At 59.6% G+C, this 26,441-nt stretch carries 19 protein-coding genes and 1 pseudogene; 16 read left to right on the top strand and 4 right to left on the bottom strand.

The genetic code is table 11. The features are described 5' to 3' along the window. Positions 1–3 precede the first annotated feature (3 nt). The 6 genes and pseudogenes from QZ822_RS08140 to QZ822_RS08115 all read left to right on the top strand — a co-directional run bounded on the left by QZ822_RS08140 (position 4) and on the right by QZ822_RS08115 (position 8,297). Entirely contained in the window at positions 4–2,961 is a 2,958-nt protein-coding gene (locus QZ822_RS08140) for a UvrD-helicase domain-containing protein (protein ID WP_294643871.1), read from the top strand. A gap of 461 nt (positions 2,962–3,422) precedes the next feature. Further along, the gene (sucC, locus tag QZ822_RS08135; protein WP_005504561.1) at positions 3,423–4,589 is read left to right on the top strand and encodes an ADP-forming succinate--CoA ligase subunit beta; all 1,167 of its coding nucleotides are present in this window, start codon (positions 3,423–3,425) and stop codon (positions 4,587–4,589) included. Positions 4,590–4,618: 29 nt separating this feature from the next. Beyond that, positions 4,619–5,536 carry a succinate--CoA ligase subunit alpha gene (gene sucD, locus QZ822_RS08130; protein ID WP_005504562.1) on the top strand — a complete coding sequence of 306 codons (918 nt, stop codon included), beginning with the start codon at positions 4,619–4,621 and terminating at the stop codon, positions 5,534–5,536. Between the two features lie 102 nt (positions 5,537–5,638). Further along, positions 5,639–6,973 (top strand): MBL fold metallo-hydrolase, encoded by a 1,335-nt coding sequence (locus QZ822_RS08125; protein ID WP_294643868.1) that lies wholly within the window; start codon positions 5,639–5,641, stop codon positions 6,971–6,973. 22 nt (positions 6,974–6,995) lie between these two features. Beyond that, positions 6,996–7,133 (top strand): annotated as a pseudogene (locus QZ822_RS08120) (succinate--CoA ligase subunit alpha); the annotation flags it as partial. Positions 7,134–7,370: 237 nt separating this feature from the next. Then, the gene (locus QZ822_RS08115; RefSeq protein ID WP_294643866.1) at positions 7,371–8,297 is read left to right on the top strand and encodes an amino acid oxidase; all 927 of its coding nucleotides are present in this window, start codon (positions 7,371–7,373) and stop codon (positions 8,295–8,297) included. 202 nt (positions 8,298–8,499) lie between these two features. Here the strand turns inward: QZ822_RS08115 and QZ822_RS08110 are convergent, their stop codons facing one another. The 4 genes from QZ822_RS08110 to QZ822_RS08095 all read right to left on the bottom strand — a co-directional run bounded on the left by QZ822_RS08110 (position 8,500) and on the right by QZ822_RS08095 (position 12,254). Further along, entirely contained in the window at positions 8,500–9,714 is a 1,215-nt protein-coding gene (locus QZ822_RS08110; protein WP_294643864.1) for a VIT1/CCC1 family protein, read from the bottom strand. A gap of 374 nt (positions 9,715–10,088) precedes the next feature. Next, positions 10,089–10,586 carry a Dps family protein gene (locus QZ822_RS08105; RefSeq protein ID WP_049346089.1) on the bottom strand — a complete coding sequence of 166 codons (498 nt, stop codon included), beginning with the start codon at positions 10,584–10,586 and terminating at the stop codon, positions 10,089–10,091. Between the two features lie 309 nt (positions 10,587–10,895). Further along, entirely contained in the window at positions 10,896–11,552 is a 657-nt protein-coding gene (locus QZ822_RS08100; RefSeq protein WP_294643862.1) for an HAD family phosphatase, read from the bottom strand. A gap of 18 nt (positions 11,553–11,570) precedes the next feature. Further along, positions 11,571–12,254 (bottom strand): NAD(P)-dependent oxidoreductase, encoded by a 684-nt coding sequence (locus tag QZ822_RS08095; RefSeq protein WP_294643860.1) that lies wholly within the window; start codon positions 12,252–12,254, stop codon positions 11,571–11,573. A 244-nt stretch (positions 12,255–12,498) separates the two neighbouring features. Here QZ822_RS08095 and clpB point away from each other — a divergent pair, with 244 nt between their 5' ends. The 10 genes from clpB (at position 12,499) to QZ822_RS08045 (ending at position 26,246) form a co-directional block, all read left to right on the top strand. After that, on the top strand, positions 12,499–15,108 hold the full coding sequence (gene clpB, locus QZ822_RS08090) for an ATP-dependent chaperone ClpB (protein ID WP_294643859.1): 2,610 nt from the start codon (positions 12,499–12,501) through the stop codon (positions 15,106–15,108). A gap of 162 nt (positions 15,109–15,270) precedes the next feature. After that, positions 15,271–16,239 carry a Sir2 family NAD-dependent protein deacetylase gene (locus tag QZ822_RS08085; RefSeq protein WP_294643857.1) on the top strand — a complete coding sequence of 323 codons (969 nt, stop codon included), beginning with the start codon at positions 15,271–15,273 and terminating at the stop codon, positions 16,237–16,239. A gap of 172 nt (positions 16,240–16,411) precedes the next feature. Next, entirely contained in the window at positions 16,412–17,599 is a 1,188-nt protein-coding gene (locus QZ822_RS08080) for an excalibur calcium-binding domain-containing protein (RefSeq protein WP_294643854.1), read from the top strand. Positions 17,600–17,911: 312 nt separating this feature from the next. Continuing rightward, entirely contained in the window at positions 17,912–18,958 is a 1,047-nt protein-coding gene (locus tag QZ822_RS08075; protein ID WP_294628278.1) for an excalibur calcium-binding domain-containing protein, read from the top strand. Between the two features lie 315 nt (positions 18,959–19,273). Continuing rightward, positions 19,274–20,023 carry a DUF4956 domain-containing protein gene (locus tag QZ822_RS08070; RefSeq protein ID WP_294643853.1) on the top strand — a complete coding sequence of 250 codons (750 nt, stop codon included), beginning with the start codon at positions 19,274–19,276 and terminating at the stop codon, positions 20,021–20,023. 131 nt (positions 20,024–20,154) lie between these two features. Beyond that, complete coding sequence (locus QZ822_RS08065; protein ID WP_294643851.1) at positions 20,155–21,075, top strand: polyphosphate polymerase domain-containing protein; 921 nt, start codon at positions 20,155–20,157, stop codon at positions 21,073–21,075. 238 nt (positions 21,076–21,313) lie between these two features. Further along, positions 21,314–23,047 (top strand): carbohydrate-binding domain-containing protein, encoded by a 1,734-nt coding sequence (locus QZ822_RS08060; protein ID WP_294643850.1) that lies wholly within the window; start codon positions 21,314–21,316, stop codon positions 23,045–23,047. Positions 23,048–23,453: 406 nt separating this feature from the next. Then, positions 23,454–23,663, top strand: coding sequence for a DUF3073 domain-containing protein (locus tag QZ822_RS08055; protein WP_005504588.1), 210 nt, complete (start codon positions 23,454–23,456; stop codon positions 23,661–23,663). 322 nt (positions 23,664–23,985) lie between these two features. After that, positions 23,986–25,056, top strand: coding sequence for a phosphodiester glycosidase family protein (locus tag QZ822_RS08050; protein WP_294643848.1), 1,071 nt, complete (start codon positions 23,986–23,988; stop codon positions 25,054–25,056). Next, the gene (locus QZ822_RS08045) at positions 25,053–26,246 is read left to right on the top strand and encodes a bifunctional glycosyltransferase family 2/GtrA family protein (protein WP_294643846.1); all 1,194 of its coding nucleotides are present in this window, start codon (positions 25,053–25,055) and stop codon (positions 26,244–26,246) included. Before QZ822_RS08050 ends, QZ822_RS08045 begins: the two co-directional genes overlap by 4 nt. The last annotated feature ends 195 nt before the right edge of the window (positions 26,247–26,441 follow it).

Genomic DNA, 26,441 nt, shown 5'->3' with positions numbered 1-26,441 from the left:
ACGATGAGCGACAAGCCCGAACAGCAGAAGCAGCCCTTCACCGAACAGGACGGCCTCTTTGCTGCCGAACTCGTCACCCCCGCAGCACCCGCACCGGCTGACCTTGCACCGGCTGACGAGCCGCCCTTCGATCCCTACTACGACGTACCCCCTGCCGAGGACGACTACTACGCCCCTCCCATGGACGCCGCAGTGATGGACGCTCCGGTGATGGAAGCGCCCGCACAGGGCGTGCCCGCCGCCCTGCCCACCGGCATGCCCGCGTACAGTGCCTCCGCTACCAGCGCGCCTGAACCCGGTGTGCCTGCAGCTTTCACTGCCGCAGACCCGCTCGGTGACTTCATGCCGCCCGCCTACCGCGTCGGCGGCTACGGCGAGGACTTCGACCCCGCCGACCCCTACAACGAACGCACCCACAGCCTGAGCGCCGTGGACCCCGCCTCCCTCACCACAGGGCTCAACGAACGCCAGGAAGAAGCCGTACTGCACTCCGGCTCGCCCCTGCTCATCGTCGCCGGCGCTGGCTCCGGCAAGACCCGCGTGCTGACCCACCGCATCGCCTACCTGCTCGCAACCCACCGCGCGACCCCCGGCCAGATTCTCGCTATCACCTTCACCAACAAGGCAGCCGCCGAGATGCGTGAACGTATCGAGGCGCTGGTCGGTCCGCGCGCCAAGCACATGTGGATTTCGACCTTCCACAGCTTCTGCGTGCGCGTGCTGCGCCGTGAGGCCGCCGCTCTCGGGTTGAAGTCCACCTTCACCATCTACGATTCGACCGACTCGCAACGCCTGCTGAGCCTCATCATCAAAGAGCTCAACCTGGATACCAAGAAGTTCACCGCCAAGGCCGTGGGCAACCGCATCTCCGCGCTGAAGAACGAGCTGGTCAGCGCCGAAGCGTACGCATCCCGCGTGGCTAGCGATAACCCGTACGAGAAGACCGTCTCGCAGATTTACACCGTCTACACGCAGCGTCTGCGCGCCGCCAACTCCCTCGACTTTGACGACCTGATTGGCCGCACCGTCTTCCTACTGAAGAAGTTCCCCGAAATCGCGAACTACTACCGCCGCAAGTTCCGCCACATCCTCGTGGACGAGTACCAGGACACGAACCACGCCCAGTACCAGCTGGTGCGTGAACTGGTCGGCGCCCACGCGAAGGCGCCGGCTGACCGCGGCCCCTACCCGGACGCTGTGCCCCCTGCCGAGCTGACCGTTGTGGGTGACTCCGACCAGTCTATTTACGCCTTCCGCGGCGCGGATATCCGCAATATCACGGACTTCGAGAAGGACTACCCGAACGCCCACACGATTCTGCTCGAGCAGAACTACCGCTCCACGCAGAACATCCTCTCGGCGGCGAACGCGGTCATTGAACGCAACCCCGACCGCCGCCCCAAGAAGCTGTGGACCGCCTCCGGCGCGGGTGCGAAGATTATCGGTTACGTCGCCGAATCTGAGCACGCCGAGGCACGCTACATCACCCGCGAAATTGACCGCCTAGCGGATGAGCACGGCGTGCAGCCCGGTGACGTTGCTATCTTCTACCGCACCAACGCGCAGTCCCGAACCCTCGAGGACATGCTCATGCGTGCCGGCCTGCCCTATCGCGTGGTCGGTGGTACCCGCTTCTACGAGCGTAAGGAAATCAAGGATGCGCTCGCCTACCTGCGCGCCCTGAGCAACCCGGATGACGACGTGAACGTGCGCCGTATCCTCAATGAGCCCAAGCGCGGTATCGGTGCCAAGTCTGAGTCCGTGGTGGCTGAGTACGCGAGTGCGAACCGCATCTCCTTCTACGCCGCCGCCCGCCAGGCAGCCGAAATCCCAGGTCTGGGTGCCGCCGCGGTCAAGAAGTACGCCGAGTTCGTGCGCCTCATGGACGACCTGGCGCAAATTGCCCGCACCGAACCCGCCGCAACCTGCCTGGAGGCGGTCCTCGAGCAGACCGGCTACCTGGCGGCTCTGCGCGCCTCCAAGGACATTCAGGACGAGTCGCGCGTGGAGAACCTCTCCGAGCTGCTGGACGCCATGGTCGAGTTCGAGACCGAGAATCCCGGCGCCGACCTGGAGCAGTTCCTCGAGCACGTGGCTCTGGTTGCTGACGCTGATTCGATCCCGAACCGCCCCGCCAGCGCGGAGGGTGAGAACGCCTCCGCCGCGCAGATTGCCGCCGAAGCCGCCGAGGCGAAGGCGCAGGGCATGGTCACCCTCATGACCCTGCACACCGCCAAGGGCCTGGAGTTCCCCGTGGTGTTCCTGACCGGCATGGAACACGGCCTGTTCCCGCACCAGCGCGCCCTGACCGACGAGAAGGAAATGAGCGAGGAGCGCCGCCTGGCGTACGTGGGCCTGACCCGCGCCATGGAACGCCTGTACCTGACCCGCTCCGAGACTCGCACGATGTGGGGTAAGAGCCAGTTCAACCCGCCCTCGCCCTTCCTGGAGGAGATTCCGGAGGAGCTCATCGAGTGGAAGCGCACCGCCGGTTTCTCGGGATTTGGTGCCTCCGGCATGGGTGCCTACGGCGCTCGCGGTTCCTACGGTGGCGGCTACTCGGGTGGTTCGCGCTCCGGATACAGTTCCGGCTACGGTTCCGGTGGCTACTCGGGCGGTTCGCGCTCCGGCAGCTATAGCTCGCGTGGCTCCTACTCTGACCCCTACGAGTCCCGCCCCGCCCGCCGTTCTGAGCCGTCCACCGCGGATATTAACGGTTCGGCGAGCTACGGGCTGGCGGCGGCTGCCGCCTCCTCGAAGGTGACGAACCGTTCCCGCGTGCACCAGAGCAAGGAAATCCCGACCCTGGCGGTTGGCGATACCGTGCGCCACACCAAGTTCGGTGAGGGTCGTGTGCTCGCCGTTGAGGGTAGCGGCGATAAGACCGTGGCGAAGGTGCGTTTCGGCTCGGAGGAGAAGCGTCTGCTGCTGCGTTACGCGCCGCTGGAGAAGGTGAGCTAACGCGTCAGGCGTGCGAACCTGCTTGAGCTGTTAGAGGGGCGGGTACCTGAGGGTGCCCGCCCCTCTTTTGTGTGCTGTGCCGGGCGTGTTGTCCGCCTGCTGAGAAGGAGGCCGGGGCTTTGCAGAGCACGGCGGTAAACGCCGCATTTTCGCCGGTATTTCGCGGCGGATGGGGCGCCGCGTGCTCGGGTTAGTTACCCGGTACGCAACCTTTAGGTAAAACGTACCCAAAATATGTGTGAGCTGAGTCGCTAAAATCTCAGATTTGGGGCTCTGTGAGTGCGAGCTCACGCCGAATCCGATAGAGTAGAGACGAGAGAAATTCCCCGCGTCAATGATGCGTGTGCGCCGGGTGCGAGAGACCCCTATCGCACCGTACTGACCACACGGGGGAACCTCCTCTAATGAGACCAGGCCGAGTGCACCAGTACTCGGCACCACTTCGAAGAAGAAGGACACCTGTGGACCTTTTCGAATACCAGGCGCGCGAGCTCTTCGCAAAGCACGGTGTACCCGTGCTCAAGGGCATTGTTGCGACCACCCCTGAAGAAGCAAAGGCAGCAGCTGAGGAAATTGGCGGCCTGACCGTCATTAAGGCTCAGGTTAAGACCGGCGGCCGCGGTAAGGCTGGCGGCGTTAAGCTCGCAAAGTCCCCCGAAGAAGCTTACGAGCACGCTAAGGCAATTCTCGGCATGGACATCAAGGGCCACACCGTTCACCGCGTGCTGGTCGCTGACGGCGCAGACATCGCCGAAGAATACTACTTCTCCCTCCTGCTGGACCGCGCAAACCGCTCCTACCTGGCAATGTGCTCGGTAGAAGGCGGTATGGAAATTGAGCAGCTCGCTGCTGAGCGCCCCGAGGCGCTGGCAAAGATCGAGGTTGACCCGCTGGTCGGCCTGGACCAGGCTAAGGCTGAGGAAATTGCTAAGGCAGCAGGTTTCTCCGCAGAACTGCAGGAGAAGGTTGTTCCCGTTCTCGTCAAGCTGGGCGAAGTCTACACCAAGGAAGATGCAACCCTGGTTGAGGTTAACCCCCTCGTTCTGACCCCCGAGGGCACCATCCTCGCCCTGGACGGCAAGGTCTCCCTGGACGACAACGCAGAATTCCGCCAGCCCGAGCACGAGGCTCTCGTGGATAAGTCCGCTGAGAACCCGCTGGAAGCTAAGGCAAAGCAGTTCGACCTGAACTACGTGAAGCTGGACGGCGAGGTCGGCATCGTTGGTAACGGTGCAGGTCTGGTTATGTCCACCCTGGACGTCGTTGCATACGCTGGTGAGAACCACGGCAACGTCAAGCCCGCAAACTTCCTTGATATTGGTGGCGGCGCGTCCGCTGAGGTTATGGCTGCTGGCCTGGAAATCATTCTGGGCGACGAGCAGGTCAAGAGCGTTTTCGTGAACGTCTTCGGCGGCATCACCGCATGTGACGCAGTGGCAGACGGCATTGTGAAGGCTCTGGAGATTCTGGGCGACGCAGCAACCAAGCCCCTGGTTGTGCGCCTGGACGGCAACAACGTTGCTGAGGGTCGCCGCATCCTCTCCGAGGCGAACCACCCGCTGGTTGTTCTGGCTGAGACCATGGACTCCGGCGCTGACAAGGCAGCAGAGCTCGCTCACAAGGCGTAATCGCCAGCAAAGGATTTCAAGGAAGTAATATGTCTATCTTTGTGAACAAGGACTCCAAGGTCATCGTTCAGGGCATCACCGGTGGCGAGGGTACCAAGCACACCGCACGCATGCTCGCAGCAGGCACCAACATTGTGGGCGGCGTGAACGCTCGCAAGGCTGGCACCACCGTCACCCACAAGGCGAAGGACGGCTCCGACATCGAGCTGAACGTGTTCGGTTCCGTAGCTGAGGCTATGGAGAAGACCGGCGCGAACGTCTCCATCGTCTTCGTTCCCCCGGCCTTCACCAAGGCAGCAGTTCTCGAGGCTATCGAGGCTAAGATCGGCCTCGTCGTCGTCATCACCGAGGGCGTTCCGGTTCAGGACTCCGCAGAGTTCTGGGCAGCTGCTAAGGCATCCGTGGACGAGAACGGCAAGCAGATCACCCGCATCATCGGCCCCAACTGCCCCGGCATCATCTCCCCCGAGGAGTGCCTGGTCGGTATTATCCCGGCGAACATCACCGGCAAGGGCAAGATCGGTCTGGTTTCCAAGTCCGGTACCCTGACCTACCAGCTGATGTACGAACTGTCCGACATTGGTTTCACCACCGCTATTGGTATTGGTGGCGACCCCATCATCGGCACCACCCACATCGACGCTCTGGAAGCTTTCGAAGCTGACCCCGAGACCGAAGCAATCGTCATGATTGGTGAGATTGGTGGTGACGCTGAGGAGCGTGCCGCTGAGTACATCAAGGCTAACGTGACCAAGCCCGTCGTTGGTTACATTGCGGGCTTCACCGCTCCTGAGGGTAAGACCATGGGCCACGCAGGCGCTATTGTCTCCGGTTCCTCCGGTACCGCTCAGGCGAAGAAGGAAGCTCTGGAAGCAGCAGGCGTGAAGGTCGGTAAGACCCCCTCCGAGGCTGCAAACCTGATGCGCGAAATCTTCGCAGCGAAGTAGTTATAGCCTAGCTATATAAATGACCCCGGTAGATAAACATTCAGTGTTTGTTTGCCGGGGTTGTTTTATCCTCTATTAGTTTTAGTTATAAAGGGTACAGGAATGGAAATTAGTGTAGAACGTTATCATTACCCGATTGGGCAAGGTACTTTTAGCGCCCAAATAATTCGTGCAAATGTGGAAGAATATGTATGTGTGTATGATTGTGGGTCAAGTACATATAAAAAAGAAATGAAAAATAAGCCTGGCGCAAATAAATTTTCTGGGTGGGTCAAGGAGTTGCGTCAAAGAACAAATGGTGTAATTAATTTGTTGGTTATATCTCATTTTGATGAGGATCACTTTAATGGTGTGGGTGAGCTACTTAAAAAATTTAAAATTAAAAAAATAGTTATCCCTTATATGAGCAAAATTGAAAAAATTATATTTTCCTTAAGTCACCCGTATAACATTCAAGGAACAGAGCTGCAAGACAGCTGGAGCCCTGGAAACTTTTTCGCGGGTGCTCTAGTCGGTGCACTGGGTGATGATTTGGGTACTTTAGGTTCTCTAGAAGGGGTGGAAATCATTGAATCTACTGAGGAATTTTCAATTGAGTACTTTGATCTAAATTCTAATACGTCAGAGGGGAGGGGAAAGTCATTCCAGGTTTGGGAATTCTGTCATTTTCCATTGTTTTCTGGAGTGGATGATTCTGTTAAAAATGAATATATTGAAAATTTCAGAGATGAAGTTTATAAAGCTCTAAATAAAGATGTTGAGAATATAGGTATGCATGATTTAAACAATAAATTAATTGTTTTTAAGAAGATATATCGCAGTACCTGTGAGAAGGTGAAGAAAAAATACAATAGAATTGGTATTAAAGATATATTTAATGCCTCTTCAGTAATTTTATACAGTGGTCCTGCAAGGGATATTTTGGGGCCTGGTTGGGGGTTTATTAATCGTGTAAGCGAGGGTCGGCAGGTAGCAGATAGGTATAGGATTACAAATGCATGCCGTGAAGAAGATTTTCGTTATTATTCCAAGAGTGATGACTTTGAATACATGGGTGGTTGGCTAGGCACAGGTGATGCTCTGTTGAAGGATCCTGCAAATATTCATGAAATCAAAGTTAATCTGGGGCAGATGAGAATAAATCGTATACGGGTTATAACGGTTCCTCATCACGGGTCAAGGAATAACTCTGATTATGAGTTCTATGATATTTTTTCCCGTCCTAGGGTGGAATGTATAGTGCATTCTAAGCCTGGAGGTGGATATCGTCATCCTCATGCTGAGACTAAGGAAGTAATTGCGAGGATGGGATTTATCGAGATTCCTGTAACTGAAGAGGATGGTTCTTTATATGTAGAATATCTGTCTAATGATTATTGGTCTTTCTGTTGTTTTAGGGGTAGGGTACAGTGTCGTTGTGACTTTTGGTCCAATTAGTATCCATAGTTTTGTTATAAATCACGCAGGCGCTATTGTCTCCGGTTCCTCCGGTACCGCTCAGGCGAAGAAGGAAGCTCTGGAAGCAGCAGGCGTGAAGGTCGGTAAGACCCCCTCCGAGGCTGCAAACCTGATGCGCGAAATCTTCGCAGTGAAGTAAACAGCATAGTATTGCGGCAGATGCCGGTAGTCGAAAGACTGCCGGCATCTGTGCTTTTAACGCCCCCCGCTGGCACCCGCAAATATTGCACTAGAAAGTAAGCTTGTGCACACAGTGCCACAAAAAGATGTAAGTACGACCATAACCTTTGTATACTTGAGGACATCGAGCCTAGTCAGAATGATTCTCTAACCAGGTTTCAAGAAACACCACCACTCACAGGAGATCACCACACTCATGACTCAGCCCATCTCTCGCCGCACTGTCGCCAAGGCAGGCGTCTGGTCCGCACCCGTCGTCGCAGCCTCCGCAGCAGTGCCCGCCTACGCAGCATCCAAGGAAACCCCCGGCGTGCAGTACGGCGTGTACGTCAGCGTGCAGAACAACGGCGGCTACGTCGGCTACGCATCCTCCAACAACACCGGCACCATCAACCCGGCAACCCCCGAGGCGCACTTCACCGCCTCCGGCACCCCCGACTCCGACATCAACTGGGACGACGCAACCTCCAAGCCCAAGAGCGCAACCTACGTCAATGGCGAAGGTAAGTTCACCCCCGTCACCAACTCCCAGACCGGCGCAAACGGCGCCTACATGTCCTCCAGCGGCTTCTGGTGGTCCGTACCGACCAAGGACACCGCAACCGGCACCGGCTACATCTCCGGCAGCAGCGTCACCCTCGCAGCTGGCGCGACCTTCGTGACCGAGGTTGAGTACACCGTCTCCGCCAGCGCCCAGTCGCTCCTTAAGTTCGGTAAGATCAACGGCCAGGCATGGGCCCCCTCCGGTCGCAAGCTGACCGGTAAGACCACCGAACTGGTAGCCTCCGCAGGCCAGGCAAAGTACCTGTCCGTCGCGCAGACCGCCGGCACCTGGACCGCAGAAGTACCGACCGTCACCAAAAACTCTGACGGCACCTACACCTTCAAGGGTCGTATCGTCTACACCACCAGCAAGGCGTACACCATGAAGCAGTCCGGCACCAAGTACTACAGCCAGACTAACTTCATGCCGGCGCAGCTGCGCTTCCCGGCAGATAACGGCTGGGTTTCGTACAAGCAGACCTCCACCGTGCAGGTCGCAAACCTGACCTACTCCGGCAACGGTGCGACCGGCTCGGAGAGCGTTTCCGGTCAGGCCACCACCGCGGAGATTCACCCGTAATAGGGCTCAGCCCGTAATAGGGCTCAGCCCGTAATAGGGCTCAGCCCGTAGTAGGGCAACCCCTCATGCAGGGGACGGACGTATAGAAAACCCTTGGCGTGTGATTTTAAATCACCCGCCGGGGGTTTCTTTGCGCTCAAGCTACGGCACATGCAAGAGCGGCTATATACACTTGTTGAAAGCCTATTTATGGGGTTCTTGATTAGCCGACCGTCGTGCCGAACGCCAGACCCAGCAGGTAGGTCACAAACGCCGCGCCGAAGCCAATTAGAATCTGGCGAACACCGCGCCTGAGCGGTGAAGCACCCGAAAGCAGGCCCACCACGCCGCCGGTGAAGCCCAGCGCCGCAGCCACAAACAGCAGGGACAACACCATCGCGAACACACCCGACAAGCCAAAGATATAGGGCAGAATCGGAACCAGTGCACCCGAAGCAAAGAACGCGAACGACGCAGCGGCGGCACCAATATCGGTACCCAAAGCCACATTCTCCTCACGATCCTCATCCTCGCGGTGAGACAGCGACGGATCGCAGTCACAATCCAGGTAGCCGAAACGCTCCATCGCACGGTGATGCGCCGCGTCCGGCTCCATACCGCGGGCACGGTAAATCAGCTCCAGCTCGTTCGAATCCAAATCCAAATCGTGCGCAACACGCAGGGTCACCTGGGTCGGCTGGGATGCATCCAGCAGTTCACGCTGAGAACGCACCGACACGAACTCACCCGCCGCCATCGACAGCGCACCCGCCAGCAGACCCGCAATACCTGAGAGCAGAACCATCGAGCTGGATGCGCCCGAGGCGGTAATACCCATAGTCAGCGCCAGGTTTGACACCAAACCGTCGTTAGCGCCAAAGACCGCCGCACGGAAATTACCCGAAAGCTTCTCCCTGCCACTGGTCGCCAGGGCACGGATAATTTCCTCGTGAATTGCCTCGTCAGCCGCCATTTCCTCGGTAGCGTCCGGATCCTCAGCGTAGGGGGAACGGGACTCGGCGCGCTGAGCCATCGCCAGAATAAACACCGAACCGAAGTTCTTCGCCAAGAACTGCAGCGCCAGAGACTGCATGGACGGGCGCACGTGCACATTCGCGTGTTCGCCGAGCATGTCACGCCAATGCTGCTGGTGACGCTTCTCTGCCTCAGCAACCTGCAAAAGGATCTCGCGGTCGGTACCCTCGGTGCGGCGAGCCAGGTAGCGGTAGATGCGTGCCTCCGACTCTTCATCAGCCAAGTAGCGGCGCCAACGCTTAATCTGCGCGGGGGAGGGGGAAGTGACCGCACTGTGGCGGGTCGGCTTGTGCTCGGTCGCCTCAGCTGCGGTCCTTTCAGTCTCGGCCGCGTCAGCTTGAAGCTTCTCGGTTTGGTCGCCGTACGTGTCTTCGCCGTGCTCGTTCGGGGCGTGCGTGCTCATATCTCTCTTTCCGCCGGATGCGGGCCGCGCCGGGTATCTCCCGGGCGCGCAATCATGCGTTCAATCTGTGTGTTCTGAGTTGATCAGTGAACCACTGTAGAGCACTCCGAACAGAAAATCTAGGACGGCCTAACCCGGTGTTATTGTTCGCCTCAACGTACTTTGTGATACCGCACGGACGAGGACTCAAGGGCGGGGAAGAGTGAAAGTAGGAGGGAAGGGGCGGGGCAGCTTCGAGTATAAAAAGCCGGGCGGGTGCATCCTCCTTATGGAGGATGCACCCGCCCGGTTTCGCGGCTCTAAAAGCTTGCGCCTATATGACGTGCCGCCTGGGTGGGCTGCAGTTTAGACGCTACAACTTAGATGGTTGCGGCTTAGATGTTGCCTTCGCCGTTCTCCAGGAATGCGCGGATGAACCACTGGAACTTCTCCAGCTCGGCGGTCTGACCGATCAGCAGGTCCTCGGTGACGGGGTCGGACTCGCCAGCGAATTCAATCGCCTTGCGGTGAGCCTCAATCACGCGGGTGTAGACGTCGTTCAGGGCGCGCAGGTGAGCGGCGACGGGTGCGCGGCCAACTGCGTAGTCCTCGACGGTGCGCTGTGCGACCAATGCGCCAGCCAGACCGTTGGGGGTTGCACCCAGGGTTGCCATACGCTCTGCGATGGCGTCGACGAACTCGCGGACGGTGTCGACCTGGGGGTCAATCATTTCGTGAACGGCGATGAAGCCGGGGCCGGTCACGTTCCAGTGAGCGTGCTTCAGCAGCAGGTGCAGGTCGTTCAGGTCGTGCAGACGTGCCTGGAGAACCTCGGAAATGCCCTTGCCTTCTTCGAGGGTCAGGCCGGGTGCGGTGTAGTTTGCGAATGCCATGATGGTCTCCTTCATGATGCTGTGATGCTTGTGGTTCGGTGGGGTTGGTGTGCCCCACCGAATCGTTATTATGAGTAAATCATTTTAAGGAACCGCTGTCAAGGTTATTTTGAGTAATTCGTAATAAATTGTCATCTATGTGTCGCGCCGCACTTAAAAGCCCCCGCCCAAACGCCCCTGCTCACCCCCCGCTCGTCGTCCAGGCATGCGCAAAGGGTGGGATGCGCGATATCTCATCTTGTGCATCCCACCCTTTACGGTGAAGTGTATTCAGTTTTCTGTAGAGCTTTCAGTCTGCAAACTACGCGGCTACGCCAGCGCGCGAACCGCCTGCAGGGTCAGCTCCTCATGCTTGAGGCGCGCGGTGCCCAGCTCCGCCGGAACCTCCAGCTCGCCCGGCACAACAATGACGCGCATACCCGCCGCGGTCGCACTGCGCACACCCGAAGGGGAATCCTCAAGAGCCACGCACTGAGTCGGATTAACACCCAGACGCTCCGCCGCCAAAAGATAAGGCTGCGGGTCCGGCTTGGGGTTGGTGGTCTCATCGTTGCCAATAACCACCGAGAATGTGCCCTCGGGTGCCGCGTTCGCGGTGCGGCGAGCCACGGAGGTGGTGGCGTTCGTGACGATGGCGGCCGGAATCTGCGCATCGTGAACCTCCGAGAGGAAGCGCTCAATGCCGGGCAGGAACTCGACCGGCTGTTGTGCCAGGGCCTCGCGCACCTTCGCCACCAGTCGATCGTTAATCTCCTCGTCCGGCAGGTTCACGCCGCGCTCGCGTAGGCGATCCAAGGTGAACTGCATGGACAGGCCCAGGCAATCGAGGGTGTCCTGCTCAGTCCAGGTGCCGCCAAATTCTGCGGTGAGAGCAACCTTTGCGGCGGCCCATACGGGTTCAGTATCGACGAGGGTTCCGTCGTGGTCGAAGAGAATGGCGGCGGGGAAGGTGTTCGTAGTCGTCATGTCATTAAGCCTACCGGTTTATTTCTGGCGCGAGCGTAGGGCAACGTCCCCAATCGTCACCAAAAAATCTGTGCCCGCGTTCTGGGGGTTCTTGGCGATAGTGAGTAGCGCATCGGCGACGTCTTCACGGGCAATCGTCGGAATGCCCGGAGTTCGCTCGACACTCGCCATATCAAACACCTTCACCCCGCCCTTACCTGGCTTATCGGTCAGCCTGCCCGGATGTGCACGCGAAATATACGGCTGATATTCGGCAACCAGGGCGTCCGCCTTAACCTTGTCGGTAAAAATGCCGCGCATGATGACCTTGCATACCAGGCGCATGGGCAGGGACGCGGTCCGTACCGTATCGCCCACACCGTAGGCGCTCATCAGAACGCAATGCTTCACGCCTGCGCCCGTGACCGCCTCCATGATGAGGGGCAGGCGCTCCTGCATGAACGTGGAGGAGAGAAACTCTCGTACCGTGGCTTTCTGGCCCAGGATGCTGACCATCACGTCCTGCCCGGAGGATGCTGCGGCGAGCTGCTCGGCATCGTTCAGGGCTCCCGGAACGATAGTGAGATTTTGGTGCGCGCCCAAAAGCGCTAGTGCCTTATCGGGGTTGCGCACGTAGGCGGTGACGGTGTGCCCCTCCTCTAAGGCTTTGCGGGTAAAGAGGTAACCGGTGCGGCCGGTTGCGCCTAGAACCAGTATTTTCATGTGGGGTCCCTAATCTTTAGTTGTTATGGGAACCTGCAAGCGCCCAATCCGGTCAGTATAGCAATGCGGCTTCGACTGGGGGTTTTGGTGGGGGCTTTTGCTTGGGGGTCAGGGGTGTGGGGCGGGGTGAAAAATCGAAAAAATTTTTGCAGGAGGCTTGCGAAACATAATTGAGTGGAGTAGACTCAAGTTATGTAATGCAGGGGCGCATAGGATAAGCCCCTCGAAATGCGAAAGGAACACCATGGACAACAAGTTCACCACCAAGAGTCAAGAAGTCATCTCGGCGGCAAATACTAATGCTCAAACCGCCGGTAACCCCACTATTGAAACCGCGCACATCCTCAAGGCCCTCATGGACCAGCGCGAAGGCGTCGCCGTAGCAGTCCTCAAGGCTGCAGGCCTGGATGTGGACGCTATCTCTGAGGCGGCATCCGCTGAAATCAAGAAGCTGCCGAAGGCATCCGGTGCCTCCGTGCAGAACGCCTCCCTCAGCCGTGCAGCGCTTTCTGCTCTGCAGGCGGCACAGACCCGTGCCCAGGGCTTCGGAGATACCTACGTTTCTACCGAAATGATTCTGCTGGGCATTGCCAGCGGAACCGATAGCACCGCAACCGCAATGCACAAGCTCGGCGCTACCGCAGAGCTCATCGCACAGACCATCCCCAACGTCCGAGGAGACCGCACCGTGGACACCCCCGACCCCGAGGGCACCTTCCAGGCGCTCGAAAAGTACGGCACCGACCTGACCGCTATTGCTCGCGCAGGCAAGCTCGACCCGGTCATCGGCCGTGACTCTGAGATTCGCCGCGTCGTGCAGGTGCTCTCCCGCCGCACCAAGAACAACCCCGTTCTGATTGGTGAGCCCGGCGTCGGTAAGACCGCCGTCGTGGAAGGCCTGGCACAGCGCATGGTTTCCGGCGACGTGCCCGAATCCCTGCGCGGCAAGACCCTCATCAGCCTGGACCTGGGCTCCATGGTCGCAGGCGCAAAGTACCGCGGTGAATTCGAGGAGCGCCTGAAGGCAGTCCTCGAAGAAATCAAGAAGTCCGAGGGTCAGATCGTGACCTTCATCGATGAGATTCACACCGTCGTCGGTGCTGGCGCATCCGAAGGTTCCATGGATGCGGGCAACATGCTCAAGCCCATGCTTGCCCGAGGCGAGTTGCGCCTGATCGGTGCTACCACCCTCGACGAGTACCGCGAGAACATCGAGAAGGACCCCGCCCTGGAGCGCCGCTTCCAGCAGGTGTACGTGGGCGAGCCCAGCGTAGATGACACCATCGGTATTCTGCGTGGTCTGAAGGAACGCTACGAGGCACACCACAAGGTGCAGATCGCTGACTCCGCGCTGGTTGCCGCAGCAACCCTGTCCAACCGTTACATTCCCTCCCGTCAGCTGCCGGACAAGGCAATTGACCTGATTGACGAGGCGGCATCCCGCCTGCGCATGGAAATTGACTCCGCACCGGAGGAAATCGACCAGCTGCGCCGCGCCGTGGACCGTCTCACCATGGAGGAACTGGCGCTTGCCGACGAGACCGATCCCGCATCGGTTGAGCGTCTGGAGGCGCTGCGCAAGGACATGGCTGACAAGAAGGAACAGCTCGACGCCCTCAACGCTCGTTGGGAGGCCGAGAAGGCTAGTCTGAACCGTGTGGGTGACATCAAGACCCAGATTGACGAGCTACGTTCCCGCGCAGAGGTTGCACAGCGCGAGGGTAACCTCGCTGAGGCATCCCGCCTGCTGTACGGTGAGATTCCCGCAAAGCAGGCTGAGCTGGAAGAAGCACAGCGCGCCGAGGACACCGCCAAGAGCGAATCCATGGTCTCCGAAGAGGTCACCGCGGACGATATCGCCGAGGTGATTTCCTCCTGGACCGGCATTCCCGCAGGTCGCATGATGCAGGGTGAGTCCGAGAAGCTGCTCGAAATGGAGAAGCGCATCGGTGCCCGCCTTATCGGACAGGAAGCCGCAGTGGTCGCTGTCTCTGACGCTGTGCGCCGCGCCCGCGCCGGTATTTCCGACCCGAACCGCCCGATTGGTTCCTTCCTGTTCCTGGGCCCGACCGGTGTTGGTAAGACCGAGCTGGCTAAGGCACTGGCTGAGTTCCAGTTCGATGACGAGCGTGCCCTGGTACGTATCGACATGAGCGAGTACTCCGAGAAGCACACCGTTTCCCGCCTGGTCGGTGCCCCTCCCGGATACGTCGGCCACGAAGAGGGCGGTCAGCTGACCGAGGCTGTACGCCGTCGCCCCTACTCGGTGGTCCTGCTCGACGAGGTTGAGAAGGCACACCCCGAGGTCTTCGACATCCTGCTGCAGGTACTCGATGACGGCCGTCTGACCGACGGCCAGGGCCGCACCGTGGACTTCCGCAATGTCATCCTGATCCTGACCTCGAACCTCGGTTCGCAGTACCTGGTCAACCAGGACCTGCCCTTCGAGGAGCGCTCTGAGAAGGCTCTGGAGGTTGTGCACCAGGCATTCCGCCCCGAGTTCCTCAACCGACTGGACGACATCATCATGTTCCAGCCCCTGTCGGCTGAGAACCTGGGCCAGATTGTGGGCCTGCAGATCAAGAGCATGGCTAAGCGCCTGGAGGGCCGCCGCCTCACCCTGAACGTGACTGAGGCAGCCCTCGAGTGGCTGGGCAAGACCGGCTACGACCCGGCATTCGGTGCCCGCCCGCTGCGCCGCCTGGTACAGCGCGAGATTGGCGACCGCCTGGCTCGAGGCATCCTCTCCGGTGCAATCCACGACGGCGACACCGTGACCGTGGACGTGAACCCGGACGTTGCCAGCGACGGCCTGTCGGTGACCTCCGAGCGTGAGCAGAAGGCTGAGAACTAAGCTCAACCGGTTGGCTGGGCGGACTTAGCCTGTGGCTGAGTTTGCACATTCGAAACCATAAGAAATAGGCTGTGGGGTACCCTCGAAAGGGGGTGCCCCACAGCCGTTTAACGCATTAGAACCGCGCTGACCGCACTAGTACACAGAGCATTGAGGAGAAGAATGGACCGCTGGACTGACCACCAGAACTTCGCCGCCGCCGGTGAGCAGCGCGAAGAAATCGCCTCCGTGCACCGTGCCGCAATCCGCTCGATTCAGCGCGTTGTCTCTGAGAACGCCACCCCGCACGACGAAGAATACGCCTCCGCGGGTATTGCCGAGCTACTCAAGGCCGGTAAGGTCCTCGTGCTCACCGGCGCGGGCGTGAGCACCGAATCCGGCATCCCCGACTACCGTGGACCCGGCGGCTCCCTGCACGACCACCGCCCCATGACCTACCAGGAATTCCGTTACGATGACGCCGCCCGCCAACGCTACTGGGCGCGCTCCTACGTGGGTTGGCGCCGCATGCGTCGCGCCGAACCGAACCGCGCCCACTATGCGCTCGCCGAACTGGAGCAGCTGGGTGCCGTGAGTGGTGTGATTACGCAGAACGTGGATGGGCTGCACGCCCGCGCTGGAAGCTCCCGCCTGCTGGCGCTGCACGGCGACCTCTCCCGTATTGTGTGCCTGGACTGCGGGCAGGACGAGAGCCGCGAAAGCCTGGATGCGCGCCTGGACGCGGCGAACCCCGGCTACCTGGCACGCCTAGAAGGCGAAGAGCTGCGCGTGAACCCTGACGGTGACGTGGAGCTGGACGAGCGCTATATCCGCGATTTTCAGATGGTGCCCTGTATCGCCTGCGGTTCGACCCGCCTCAAGCCGGATGTGGTGTACTTTGGCGAATCCGTGCCCGCCGAGCGTAAGGCACTCAAGGACGCCATGCTCGCCGAGTGCTCGGCGCTACTGGTGGTCGGCTCTTCGGTGGCGGTCATGAGCAGTTACAAGATTGTGTTGGAGGCTTTGCGCGCGGGCAGGCCGGTTGCCGTGATTAACGGCGGCCCGGGCCGCGCGGATGCGAAGGCAACCTACCTGTGGCGCAGCGGCGTGGGTGAGGCGCTGGAACTCATGCTCGACGAGATTGACGACTAGGTAGCACTGACACGACTAGGTAACACTGGCACCCGGCGAATTTTGCCGCGCGTGCACTGACCCGTAGCTGGCCCGTCGTTATCTGCACGAAAGTGCTATTTTGTGTTGCAAGTCATTGCAAATAGCCCCTGGACAGGCGGATATACCCACCATGCGGGGATAAAATGATGGGATGGACATTCGACACACTATCACTCGCTTCGGTGCCACCGCCCTGATTGGCTGCGGCCTGGTGGTTACCGCAATCCCCGCAACGTTCGCTCAGAACGGCGAAGAGTCCGTCACTCACGTCTACTCCGACAAGGCTACTTCCCACATTTCTGAGGTCTGGTACAAGGGTGAAACCCTGAAGGTTACCGGTGAGGGCTTCCTGACTCAGGACGGCACCTCCGGCTCCATCATCGCCATTAAGCTGAACAAGGGCTCCGTCAAGATTGACGGCAAGGACTACCTGGAAGTTAAGGCTGACGAGAAGGGCAACTTCTCCGTTTCTATTCCCTGGCAGGACGACCTGGAGAACCGCATCTCCGTGGACGTGTACCTGCTCTCCGGCTCCCTGAAGGATAACGACACCTCCCGCGGCGGTAAGGCTGCGACCGTGAAGATTGAGGCTCGTTCCGTTCAGGAAGCAACCCCCTCCGCAACCGCTTCGGTGAGCCCCTCGGCGACCGCGAGCGCTTCGGCTTCCGTGGTGGCTACCCCCTCCGCTTCTGTTGCACCCTCTGCATCCGCTACCCCCTCGGCTTCGGCTACTGCCGCTGATGAGGTTGTTGCCTCCGTAGATGCTGAGATTAAGAACCGCCCGGCAACCTCGGTGAGCCCCTCGGCTACCGCGTCGGCTTCCGCTTCTGTGGTGGCGACCCCCTCCGCTTCGGCTTCTGCTTCCGCTTCGGCTACTACTGAGCAGAACGCATCTGTAGCAAACGAAGCGAAGGATCAGCTGGGCGATTCGACCTCCGCTACCGAGCAGGTGAGCGCTTCGGCTGAGAGCACCCGCTTTGCGAACTGTGCAGAGGTTGCGGCTGCTGGCCTGGCACCCATGCCCTCGAGCCACCCGGACTTCCGCAAGAAGTTCGACAATGATGGTAACGGCCTGGGCTGCGAGGTTATCAACAGCGAGGTGACCGACGGTTCCTCCTCCAATATTTCCTCGGGTTCTTCCTCCCGCAACTCCGGCGGCCTGGACAACCTGGGTGGCGGCGGCTCCTCTTCGAGCAATTCCACTTCGAGCCGCGCTCAGCGCTCTTCCCTGGCGAACACCGGTGCTTCCAACGCCTTCACCATTGCTGGTCTGGGCCTGGTAGCTCTGGGTCTGGGCGTTGCAGGCGTGACCGCTGTGCGCAACCGCAAGAACTCCTAAAACTATTGCCGCCCTGTGCGGTGCGTGAGAGTTCCCTCTCCTGAATGCTTTTGAGCGTTTGGGCGGAGGGGATTCTTGCGTTTAACGGGGTGGTTTTTGTTGGCGTGTTGTGTCGGTAGGGTGGTGCGTGTACTTGCTGGTTTCTTCAAGTCTCAATTGAGACTTTAGGTGTGCACGGCGGTGCAAAAGGTCTCTATAGTTCAACCACGCCTTCAATAAACCCTCAAGATAACCCCGATTTGTGAGTCAGGTCATGGCAAATTGGCGTCTTGGGAGCCGGTATCCCAAGCTTCGCTCGTTAGAATGGGGGGCATGAACATTCGAAACAACATCGCACGCATCGGTGCCACCGCCCTGATTGGCTGTGGCCTCATTGCTACTTCCGTCCCCGCAACCTTCGCTGTTGAAGGCGCGCCTCAGACCGTTCACACCTACGCAGACTCTGCACAGTTCCTTGCTCCCGACGTATGGATTGAGGGTCAGGGCCTGAACATTGGCGGCGAAGGCTTCAAGACCGCTGACGGCACCTCCGGTTCTGTTCTGGCACTGAAGCTGAACAAGGGCGCCGTCAAGATCAACGGCCAGGACTATCTGGAAATCCACGCTGACGAGGCTGGCAACTTCTCCGTTACCATCCCCTGGCAGGAAGAGCTGCACGGCAGCGTTTCCGTTGACATTTACCTGCTGTCCGGCTCCCTGAAGGACGGCGACGTTCCCCGCGGCGGTAAGGCAGCTACCGTGACCATTAAGGTTGCAGAGCAGCCTGCACCGGCTCCCACCGAGGACTCGACTCCCGCTCCTTCTCAGGACCCGACTCCGGAACCCACCCAGGATCCCACTCCCGAGCCGTCCAAGGACGCAACCGCTGAGCCGACCACCGAGGCCCCCAAGCCTGCTGACGAGACCTCCGCTCCCGCAGTTGAGGACGCTAAGGAAACCAAGCCCGCTGAGGATCAGAAGCCTGCCGAAGAGCAGAAGTCTGACCAGGCTTCCGACTCCTCCGCAAAGGACGAGAAGGCTTACAAGTACCAGAACTGCGCTGACGTGTGGGCAGACCGTGGTACCTCCATCTTCAAGGGTGATCCGGACTTCCGCGAGAAATTCGACGCTGATGGTGACGGTGAAGGTTGCGAAGAGCAGCCTAACTACGAGAACTCCAAGAAGTCTGACAGTGTTTCGCTGAGCTCCGGCTCCGGCGATAACCTGGACTCCGGTTCCTCCAACGCATCCTCCAAGAGCTCTTCTTCCCTGGCTAAGACCGGTGCATCCGGTGCAATGACTGCTGCTGGCCTGGGTCTGATTGCTCTGGGTGCAGGTGGCGCAACCATCGTTGCAACCCGCATGCGCAAGAAGGCTTAATAACGCCTAGTCGCTAAGCTTTTAGCTACTTTGATGGGCTCCCTCCATATCGGAGGGGGCCCATTTTTTGTGCCTTTTGAGGCTGTGGGGGATGCTGGGAAAGACGCGAAAAAAGCAAAAAATTACGAACGAATAGCGCTACTGACAAGGCTATTTATCAGAGATACATAACACTTATCTCTAAGTTAAGGTGAGCACAGGGCAAACACAGACTCGCACGGGAATCTAGATACTACCAAGAACGCACAGCCCGGAGCTGAAGAACAGACAGCGACGAGCACAGCGAACATCACGACACGATACCTGGAGCACCCAATGAACATTTTGACCATGGCACTCGCCGACGCCATAGCCATCGCAGCGCTCTGCACCCTCTACATGGTGCGGCACCGCAACCGCGAACTGATGATTTCCTACGCGGTCATCAACGCCGGTATCTTCACCGTCTCGGTGGCGCTGGTATCCGCCGGATCGAACGCATCCGCTATGGGTATGGGCCTCTTCGGTGTCCTGTCGATTATCCGACTGCGTTCCACCGCCCTGAGCCAGCGCGAGGTCGGCTACTACTTCGTAGCCCTCTCGGTCGGCATGATCGCAGGTGTGAACATCAGCCCGGCGTACATCGCCTTCGCCCTGATGGCTACCCTGGTCGCCCTGATCGCGATTCTTGACTCGCGCAGCGCCCCGATTTCTACGGAATTGACTCAGACCGTCACCGCCGATCGTGCGATCAGCGACGAGGAGGAGCTCAAGAACTACCTGACCGCTCGCCTGGGTTACACCGTCACCTCGGTCAAGGTCACCGAGCTGGACATGGTGAACAACCTGACCCGCGCAACCGTCACCTACCAGCCCAAGGAGACCACCGAGAGCGGCACCCCCGCAGCGGTGGAGGCGGCAGCACCGCAGGTAACCGCAACCCGCCAGCCTGTAGCAACTCAGCAGGTGGCACCGCAGATGACCCGCCAGCCCGCGGCAACTCAGCCGGTAGCAGCCACCGCCGAGGCGCATGCCACGCTGGATACTCGGATGATTCCCCTCCAGCGCACCCCGGTAGGCAAGTAAGAGCGCCGGTATAAAAGCCTCCGATTCACTCCAACCGCACGACAACCCCGATACCCACGACACGCAGCCCCTAGCGTACAGCCCAACGCACAACCCAACGCACGGGGTAGCACCCAAGAAGGACAAGACCCATGACTAACGCAGCCGCAAACATCATCCCCGCAGAGTGGAAGAGCATCAGCCTCGAAGCCATGAACGAAAAGGCAGCCATGCAGACCCGTGTGGACCGCAAGTACATTGTCGACGCAGAAACCGCTGCGAAGGTACTCTCCACGCTCAAAGCAGACGCCTCCGTCATGGACATCAAGGGCCAGCGCGACTTCGCCTACGACTCGGTCTACTTCGACACCCCGCAGATGCAGAGCTACCACTCGGCAGCCTACAGCCGCGACGATACCTTCAAGATTCGTACCCGTAGCTACCTGGACTCGAAGCTGACCTTCCTGGAGGTCAAGACCGACGGTGAGCAGGATATGACCGTCAAGAAGCGTATCCCCTACACCTTCGAGAACCGTGACCAGCTCACCGCGGAAGGCCACGAGTACATCACCGCAGCACTCGGTGACATCCTCGCGGGCCCCGTGCACAAGCTGGAGGCGGTCCTGACCACCGGTTACCGCCGTACCACGGTCTTCCTGCCGCAGAGCGAGAAGAACCCGGTCGCCTCCCGTATGACGGTGGACACCAACCTGACCTGGACCCCCATGTCCGAGAACATCCTCATGGCGGGTGTGAACTACGGTAACTTCCACGGCAACCTGGTTGGCACCACCTACGGTCTACCGAATGCGGTCATCATCGAAACCAAGTCTGGCGTGGAGCCCTCCGTAGCAGATCAGCACCTTTGGGATGCGGGCATCACCCCCGCGAAGATTTCCAAGTTTGCAACCGGCATGGCGGCGCTGAACCCGCAGCTGGCAAGCAACAAGTGGGAAGAAACCCTGAAGAACTGGATGCACCTGGAACCGGTCAACGGCACCCGCCTCAACGTGGATGAGATGACCGAAGAGGACTACCAGAAGCTGCTGACCGAGCGTTTCGTAGCCGCCTAAAACGGCAACCAGCCCAAAACGGCAACCTGGGATGCGCGGGTAGGGTAGCGCACCTACCTTACCCGCACCCCCAGCCCCCTAACCGATAACCCTCCGAACCAAACACAACACTGGCTTTATTTGCCCCACATAGGCAATAACCGCTCTCACACATATTCACATTTCACATACAACCTGTACCCCCCCACCTGTGGCGCGAGCTCTCCGCGAGTAGTCACTAAAACACAAAGGAAAACCCGTGAAAAAGAGCAATATGATCAAGAGCGCAACCTCCATTACCCTCCTGGCAGCCCTGGCGTTGACCGGTTGCTCGGCAACCTCGACCTCGAACGCTAGCGCTTCGAGCGCAACCAGCACTTCCGCTTCGAGCACTTCGGGCACCACGTCGAAGGTGGCAGGCTCCTTCTCCACCGACGTGAAGAGCGGCGCGAAGCTCGCCGAGGACACCCACTACTCCGCGAAGGATCTGACCTGGGATTCCTCCAGCGAAGTTACTATCGATCTTTCTAACCCGACCGCGACCGACGGCGTGACCGTCAGCGACGGCGTCATCACCATCACCAAGGCGGGCAACTACAAGCTCACCGGTACCTACGAGGGCCAGATCAAGGTTGAGGCAGCCGACAGCGACATGGTCCGCCTGATTCTGAACAACGCGACGGTCACCAACTCCACCGGTGCTGCTATCAACGTTGTTGAGGCGGACGAGGTCGTTATCTACACCGCTTCGGGTACCACCAACACCGTCTCTGACGGCTCCTCCTACTCGGATACCGCCAGCGGCAGCCCCGACGCAGCTATCTACTCCAAGAGTGACCTGACCCTGGCGGGCGAAGGCACCCTGAAGGTTGAAGGTAAGTACGAAGAGGGTATCCACACCTCTGACGGTCTGGTCATTGCCTCCGGCACCCTGGAAGTGAACGCGGCAAACACCGGCATCAAGGGTAAGGACTACGTTGATATCCTGGACGGCACCATCACCGTGACCGCAACCAAGGACGGCATCAAGGCAACTAACGACACCGACGGCAACCGCGGTTGGGTACGCCTGAGCGGCGGTACCGTGAACATCTCTGCAGGTGATGACGGTTTCAAGGCTGAGCGCGTGCTTGAAATCTCCGGCGGTACCCTGAACATTACCAAGGCGAACGAGGGTATTGAGGCGCAGTACATCAACATCCTGGACGGCACCGTGAACGTGACCAGCTCCGATGACGGTATCAACGCCTCGTACAGCACTACGACTACCACCGACTCGACCAGCACCACCTCGACCGGTACTGAGTCGGCTTCGACCTCCACCACGCAGAGCACCCAGACTGCGCAGAATACCCAGAGCGGCCAGGCAGCGCAGGGTAATGCTGCACAGGGCGGTCAGGCTGGTCAGGCTCCCTCGGGCGGCCAGGCACCCTCCGGTACCATGGGCCAGCCCCCGGCTGGCGGTGGCGCAGGTGGCGGTATGGGCGGTGGTGGTGGCACCTTCGAGGTCGTCGACGCAACCATCAACATCACCGGCGGCACCGTCACCGTGAACGCGAACGGCGACGGCATCGACTCCAACGGTACGGCAACCCTCTCGGGCGGCACCCTGGTCGTGAACGGCCCCTTCACCGGCGGTAACACCTCCCTGGACACCAACGGCGACCTGCTGCTCAACGGTACGACCGTGACCGCGGCGAACTCCGGTGACATGTTCGAGGCACCCGCAACCTCCTCCACCAGCGGCTACGTGAAGATTAGCAACGTCTCGAACCTGAGTGCCGGCACCACCGTACAGGTGGCCGACTCCTCCGGTAACGTGGTGGCGAACTACAAGGTGACCAACTCCAACACTGCACTGATCCTGGTTTCCAGTGCCAAGATCACCAAGGGCCAGAGCTACACGGTGTACACCACGACCGATAGCCTGGATGCCTCCAGCACCACCCTGGCTTCTAACGCCACCTCGCTCGGTTCATTCACCGCAAGCTAGCAGCTCCTTTACTGCAAGCTAAGCGGTAGGAGCTGCCCCCCTAAGCTCCGTGCGGGATGTCATGACCTGCACGGTACCCTCTCCGAACCCGGTCTTGTGAGTGAGCCGGTAGGAGAGACACTCGCCCCGCATCGGATGTAGCGATACGTCCGGTGCGGGGCTACATGTTATATAGGGAGTTGTTATCTAAGGAATGTGGCGTCTGGGGTATAAAAGGCTATCGGTGCAAAATAAAACGGTTGTTCCGGTGCGAAGAAGTGCTTTGATACGCAAAATAGGTGCCGCTGAGCGAGACATTCAGGGCTGAAACAGGGTACTCTATAGTGTAGTAAAGACTGTTGAACGATCCGAGAGCGATGCGCCGCGCGCTGATCGCCTCGGACAGGATGAAAGAGGGGGTCACGCCATGGGGCGCGGCCGTCAGAAGGCTAAAGCAACAAGGCAGGCTCGGGAGATGAAGTACTTCAGCCCCGAGACCGACTACAGCGCACTCGAGCGCGAGCTCAGCAGTGCCAAGAAAACGAAGTCCTCCGATTCGTCCCGCCGTCGCTATGACGATGAGGACGACTACTCGGCATACGCAGAAAAGTACGCGTCCTACGAGGATGAGGCATAAAGAATACGCGGAATGATTCGGTGCATAGCGACCGAGCGTATTGTATAGACGATGAACCGGCTTGAGGCCCCGCACGGGGTGCTCAGCCGGTTTTTTCGTGCCCTCTGAGGTGGCCTGTGGGTCGGGGGAGGAATGGGGGTATCTGGCGCCCTCAGATGCTTGGTACACAAAGCCAATGCACATGTTTATACATGGGTGTGCATAGCATCTTCTGGTAATAAAGCATAGGCAGTAATAAAAAAGTTTGAAATGAATAAGCATACATAGCTTCTGCACAGCTTAGTCATGCCTGGCACAGAGAATAGCCCGGCATTCTAGAGACATGAACAACGAACAGAACATGACTCAGAACATTGACCAGACCACCCAGACCGCGGCAGAACAAGCAACCGCCGCACAAACCGCAGCAGAGCAGAAGCTAGCCAAGAAGAAGCTCACCCGTCGAATCTTCATCGGCGGCGGCCTCGGCGCACTCGCTGTAGTCGGCGGCGGCGCAGGCTGGGCATACAACCGCTACCTGGCAGAGCACACCGAAATCGAAGACACCACCGCCTACGAGGCGGCAGCAGCCCAGGCAAACGCAAGCGCCTCCGGCTCCGCCACGGCAGACCCCACCGAACTGACCGGCGTGAAGGTTAACGGCCAGAGCCTCACCGCTAACGAAGGCTCGATTACCATCACCTCCACCACCACCGGTAGCGGTTCCGACGCGGTCGTCTCCTTCGTAGCAGACATCAAGCTCGACAACGCAACCCTGCTACGTAGCGCCTTCGCCAACAACAAGTTTGGCCAGAACATCATCGACACCCCCTCGAACATTGCCTCGGAGCACAACGGCATCTGGGCAATCAACGGTGACTACTACGGCTTCCGTACCACCGGCATCGTGATCCGAAACGGTGTTGTCTACCGTGACGCCGGCGCTCGCGAGGGTTTGGCTTTCTACCGCGACGGCTCCGTCAAGCTCTACGACGAAACCGCAACCAACGCCCAGACCCTCGTCAACGAGGGCGTATGGAACACCCTCTCCTTCGGCCCCGCACTGGTCAAGGACTCCGCGGTCGTCGACGGTATCGACAGCGTCGAGGTGGACACCAACTTCGGTAACCACTCCATCCAGGGCAACCAGCCGCGAACCGGCGTGGGCGTGCTCGGCACCAACCACCTGGTCTTCATCGTGGTTGACGGCCGCTCCACCAACTACTCGCGCGGCGTGACCATGCCCGAGTTCGCCCAGATGTTCAAGGACCTCGGCTGCGTCAGCGCATACAACCTCGACGGTGGTGGCTCCTCCGCCATGGTCTTCAACAACGAGCTGGTCAACCGCCCGCAGGGTGGCACTAAGGAGCGTGGCACCAGTGACATTCTCTACATTGCAGGGAGCGCATCATGATAATCCTGATACCCGCCTATAAGCCGGACCAATCACTGGTCCGCCTTGCCCGGGCCCTGCGCGAACAGGACCCTAGCGCCGAAATCCTCGTCATTGACGACGGATCCGGCAGCACCTACGCACCGATCTTTACCGAACTGCGTATCGACGGCGTGACCGTGCAGACCCACCCCGCCAATAGGGGCAAGGGTGCGGCACTGCGCACCGGCATCGCCTGGGCGAAAGCAAACCGCCCCGGCGAGGTCATCGTCACCGCCGATGCGGACGACCAGCACCTACCCCAGGACATCTTCCGTGTGGGTGTGCGCACCGAAACCGCGGCGGCGGCAGGCCAGAAGAGCATCGTGCTCGGTGTGCGGACCAAGCCCGACCCCAACGCCGGCGAAGAAGGTACTAGGGTGCCGCTGCGCTCCAAGATTGGTAACAGCGCAACCGTAGGCTTCTTCGCTCTGGCGACCGGCGCCCGCGTGGCAGACACCCAGACCGGTCTGCGCGGCTTCACCCCGCAGATCCTGGACTGGCTGCTGCAGATTCCCGGTGATAAGTACGAGTACGAGTTCTCCATGCTGCTGCGTGCAACCCGCGCAGACGTGGACCTGGTGCAGGTACCCATCGTGAAGGTCTACGAGCCGGGCAACCCGACCAGCCACTTTAGGCCCCTGCAGGACTCTGCGCTCATCTACGCACCGCTGCTCGCCTTCCTGGCATCGTCTTTCCTGACCGGCTTCCTCGTGGATGCTATCGCCCTCTTCGTCCTGGTGGGCCTGGGTGCTCCGCTACTGGCAGCCGTGGTCGGTGCGCGCGTCATCTCGGCGCTGACGAACTTCACCGTCAACCGAATGCTCATGCACGACGGAGGCGCACGCCCCTCGGCATCCTCCTCGCTGGTACGGTACGCCGTGCTGGCGGTGGGTATCCTCGCAGCCAACGCGGCTCTGATGGAAACCCTGACCGGCTTGGGAGTATCCCTGCTGGTCGCCAAGATCCTGACCGAGCTGATCCTTATTCCGGTCAGCTTCGCGGTCCAGCGCCGCTGGGTTTTTCTACCCGCCCAGAGTCAGGAAAAGCCGCGAGCGAAGGAAATTGCCACCAACGCACCTTCGGGTTTGCGTGCGGTGAGCTACGAGTCTGCTCGCATGGAGGTAGCCGGTATCCGTACCGGTGTGCGCGCCTCCCAGGTACGCCCCTAGCTCGTCTACCCGAGCGTCCAGCTCGCTGGGGGCGTACCCCAAGATTTCTCCCACCCGTCAGTCGTGAGGGTGGGTGGGAGAAACAAGCTGCAGCACCGAATGCAGCAGCGTTCTGTTCACGAAAAGCCCCCGCTGAAAAATGAACTGCCTCCCGTTTCTTGGACAACAAAACTAAAGTCCAAGAAACAGGAGGCT

The sequence above is a fragment of the uncultured Rothia sp. genome (genome assembly GCF_916715725.1).
Classification (GTDB): domain Bacteria; phylum Actinomycetota; class Actinomycetes; order Actinomycetales; family Micrococcaceae; genus Rothia.
This window is presented reverse-complemented; position numbering and strand designations above follow the sequence as displayed.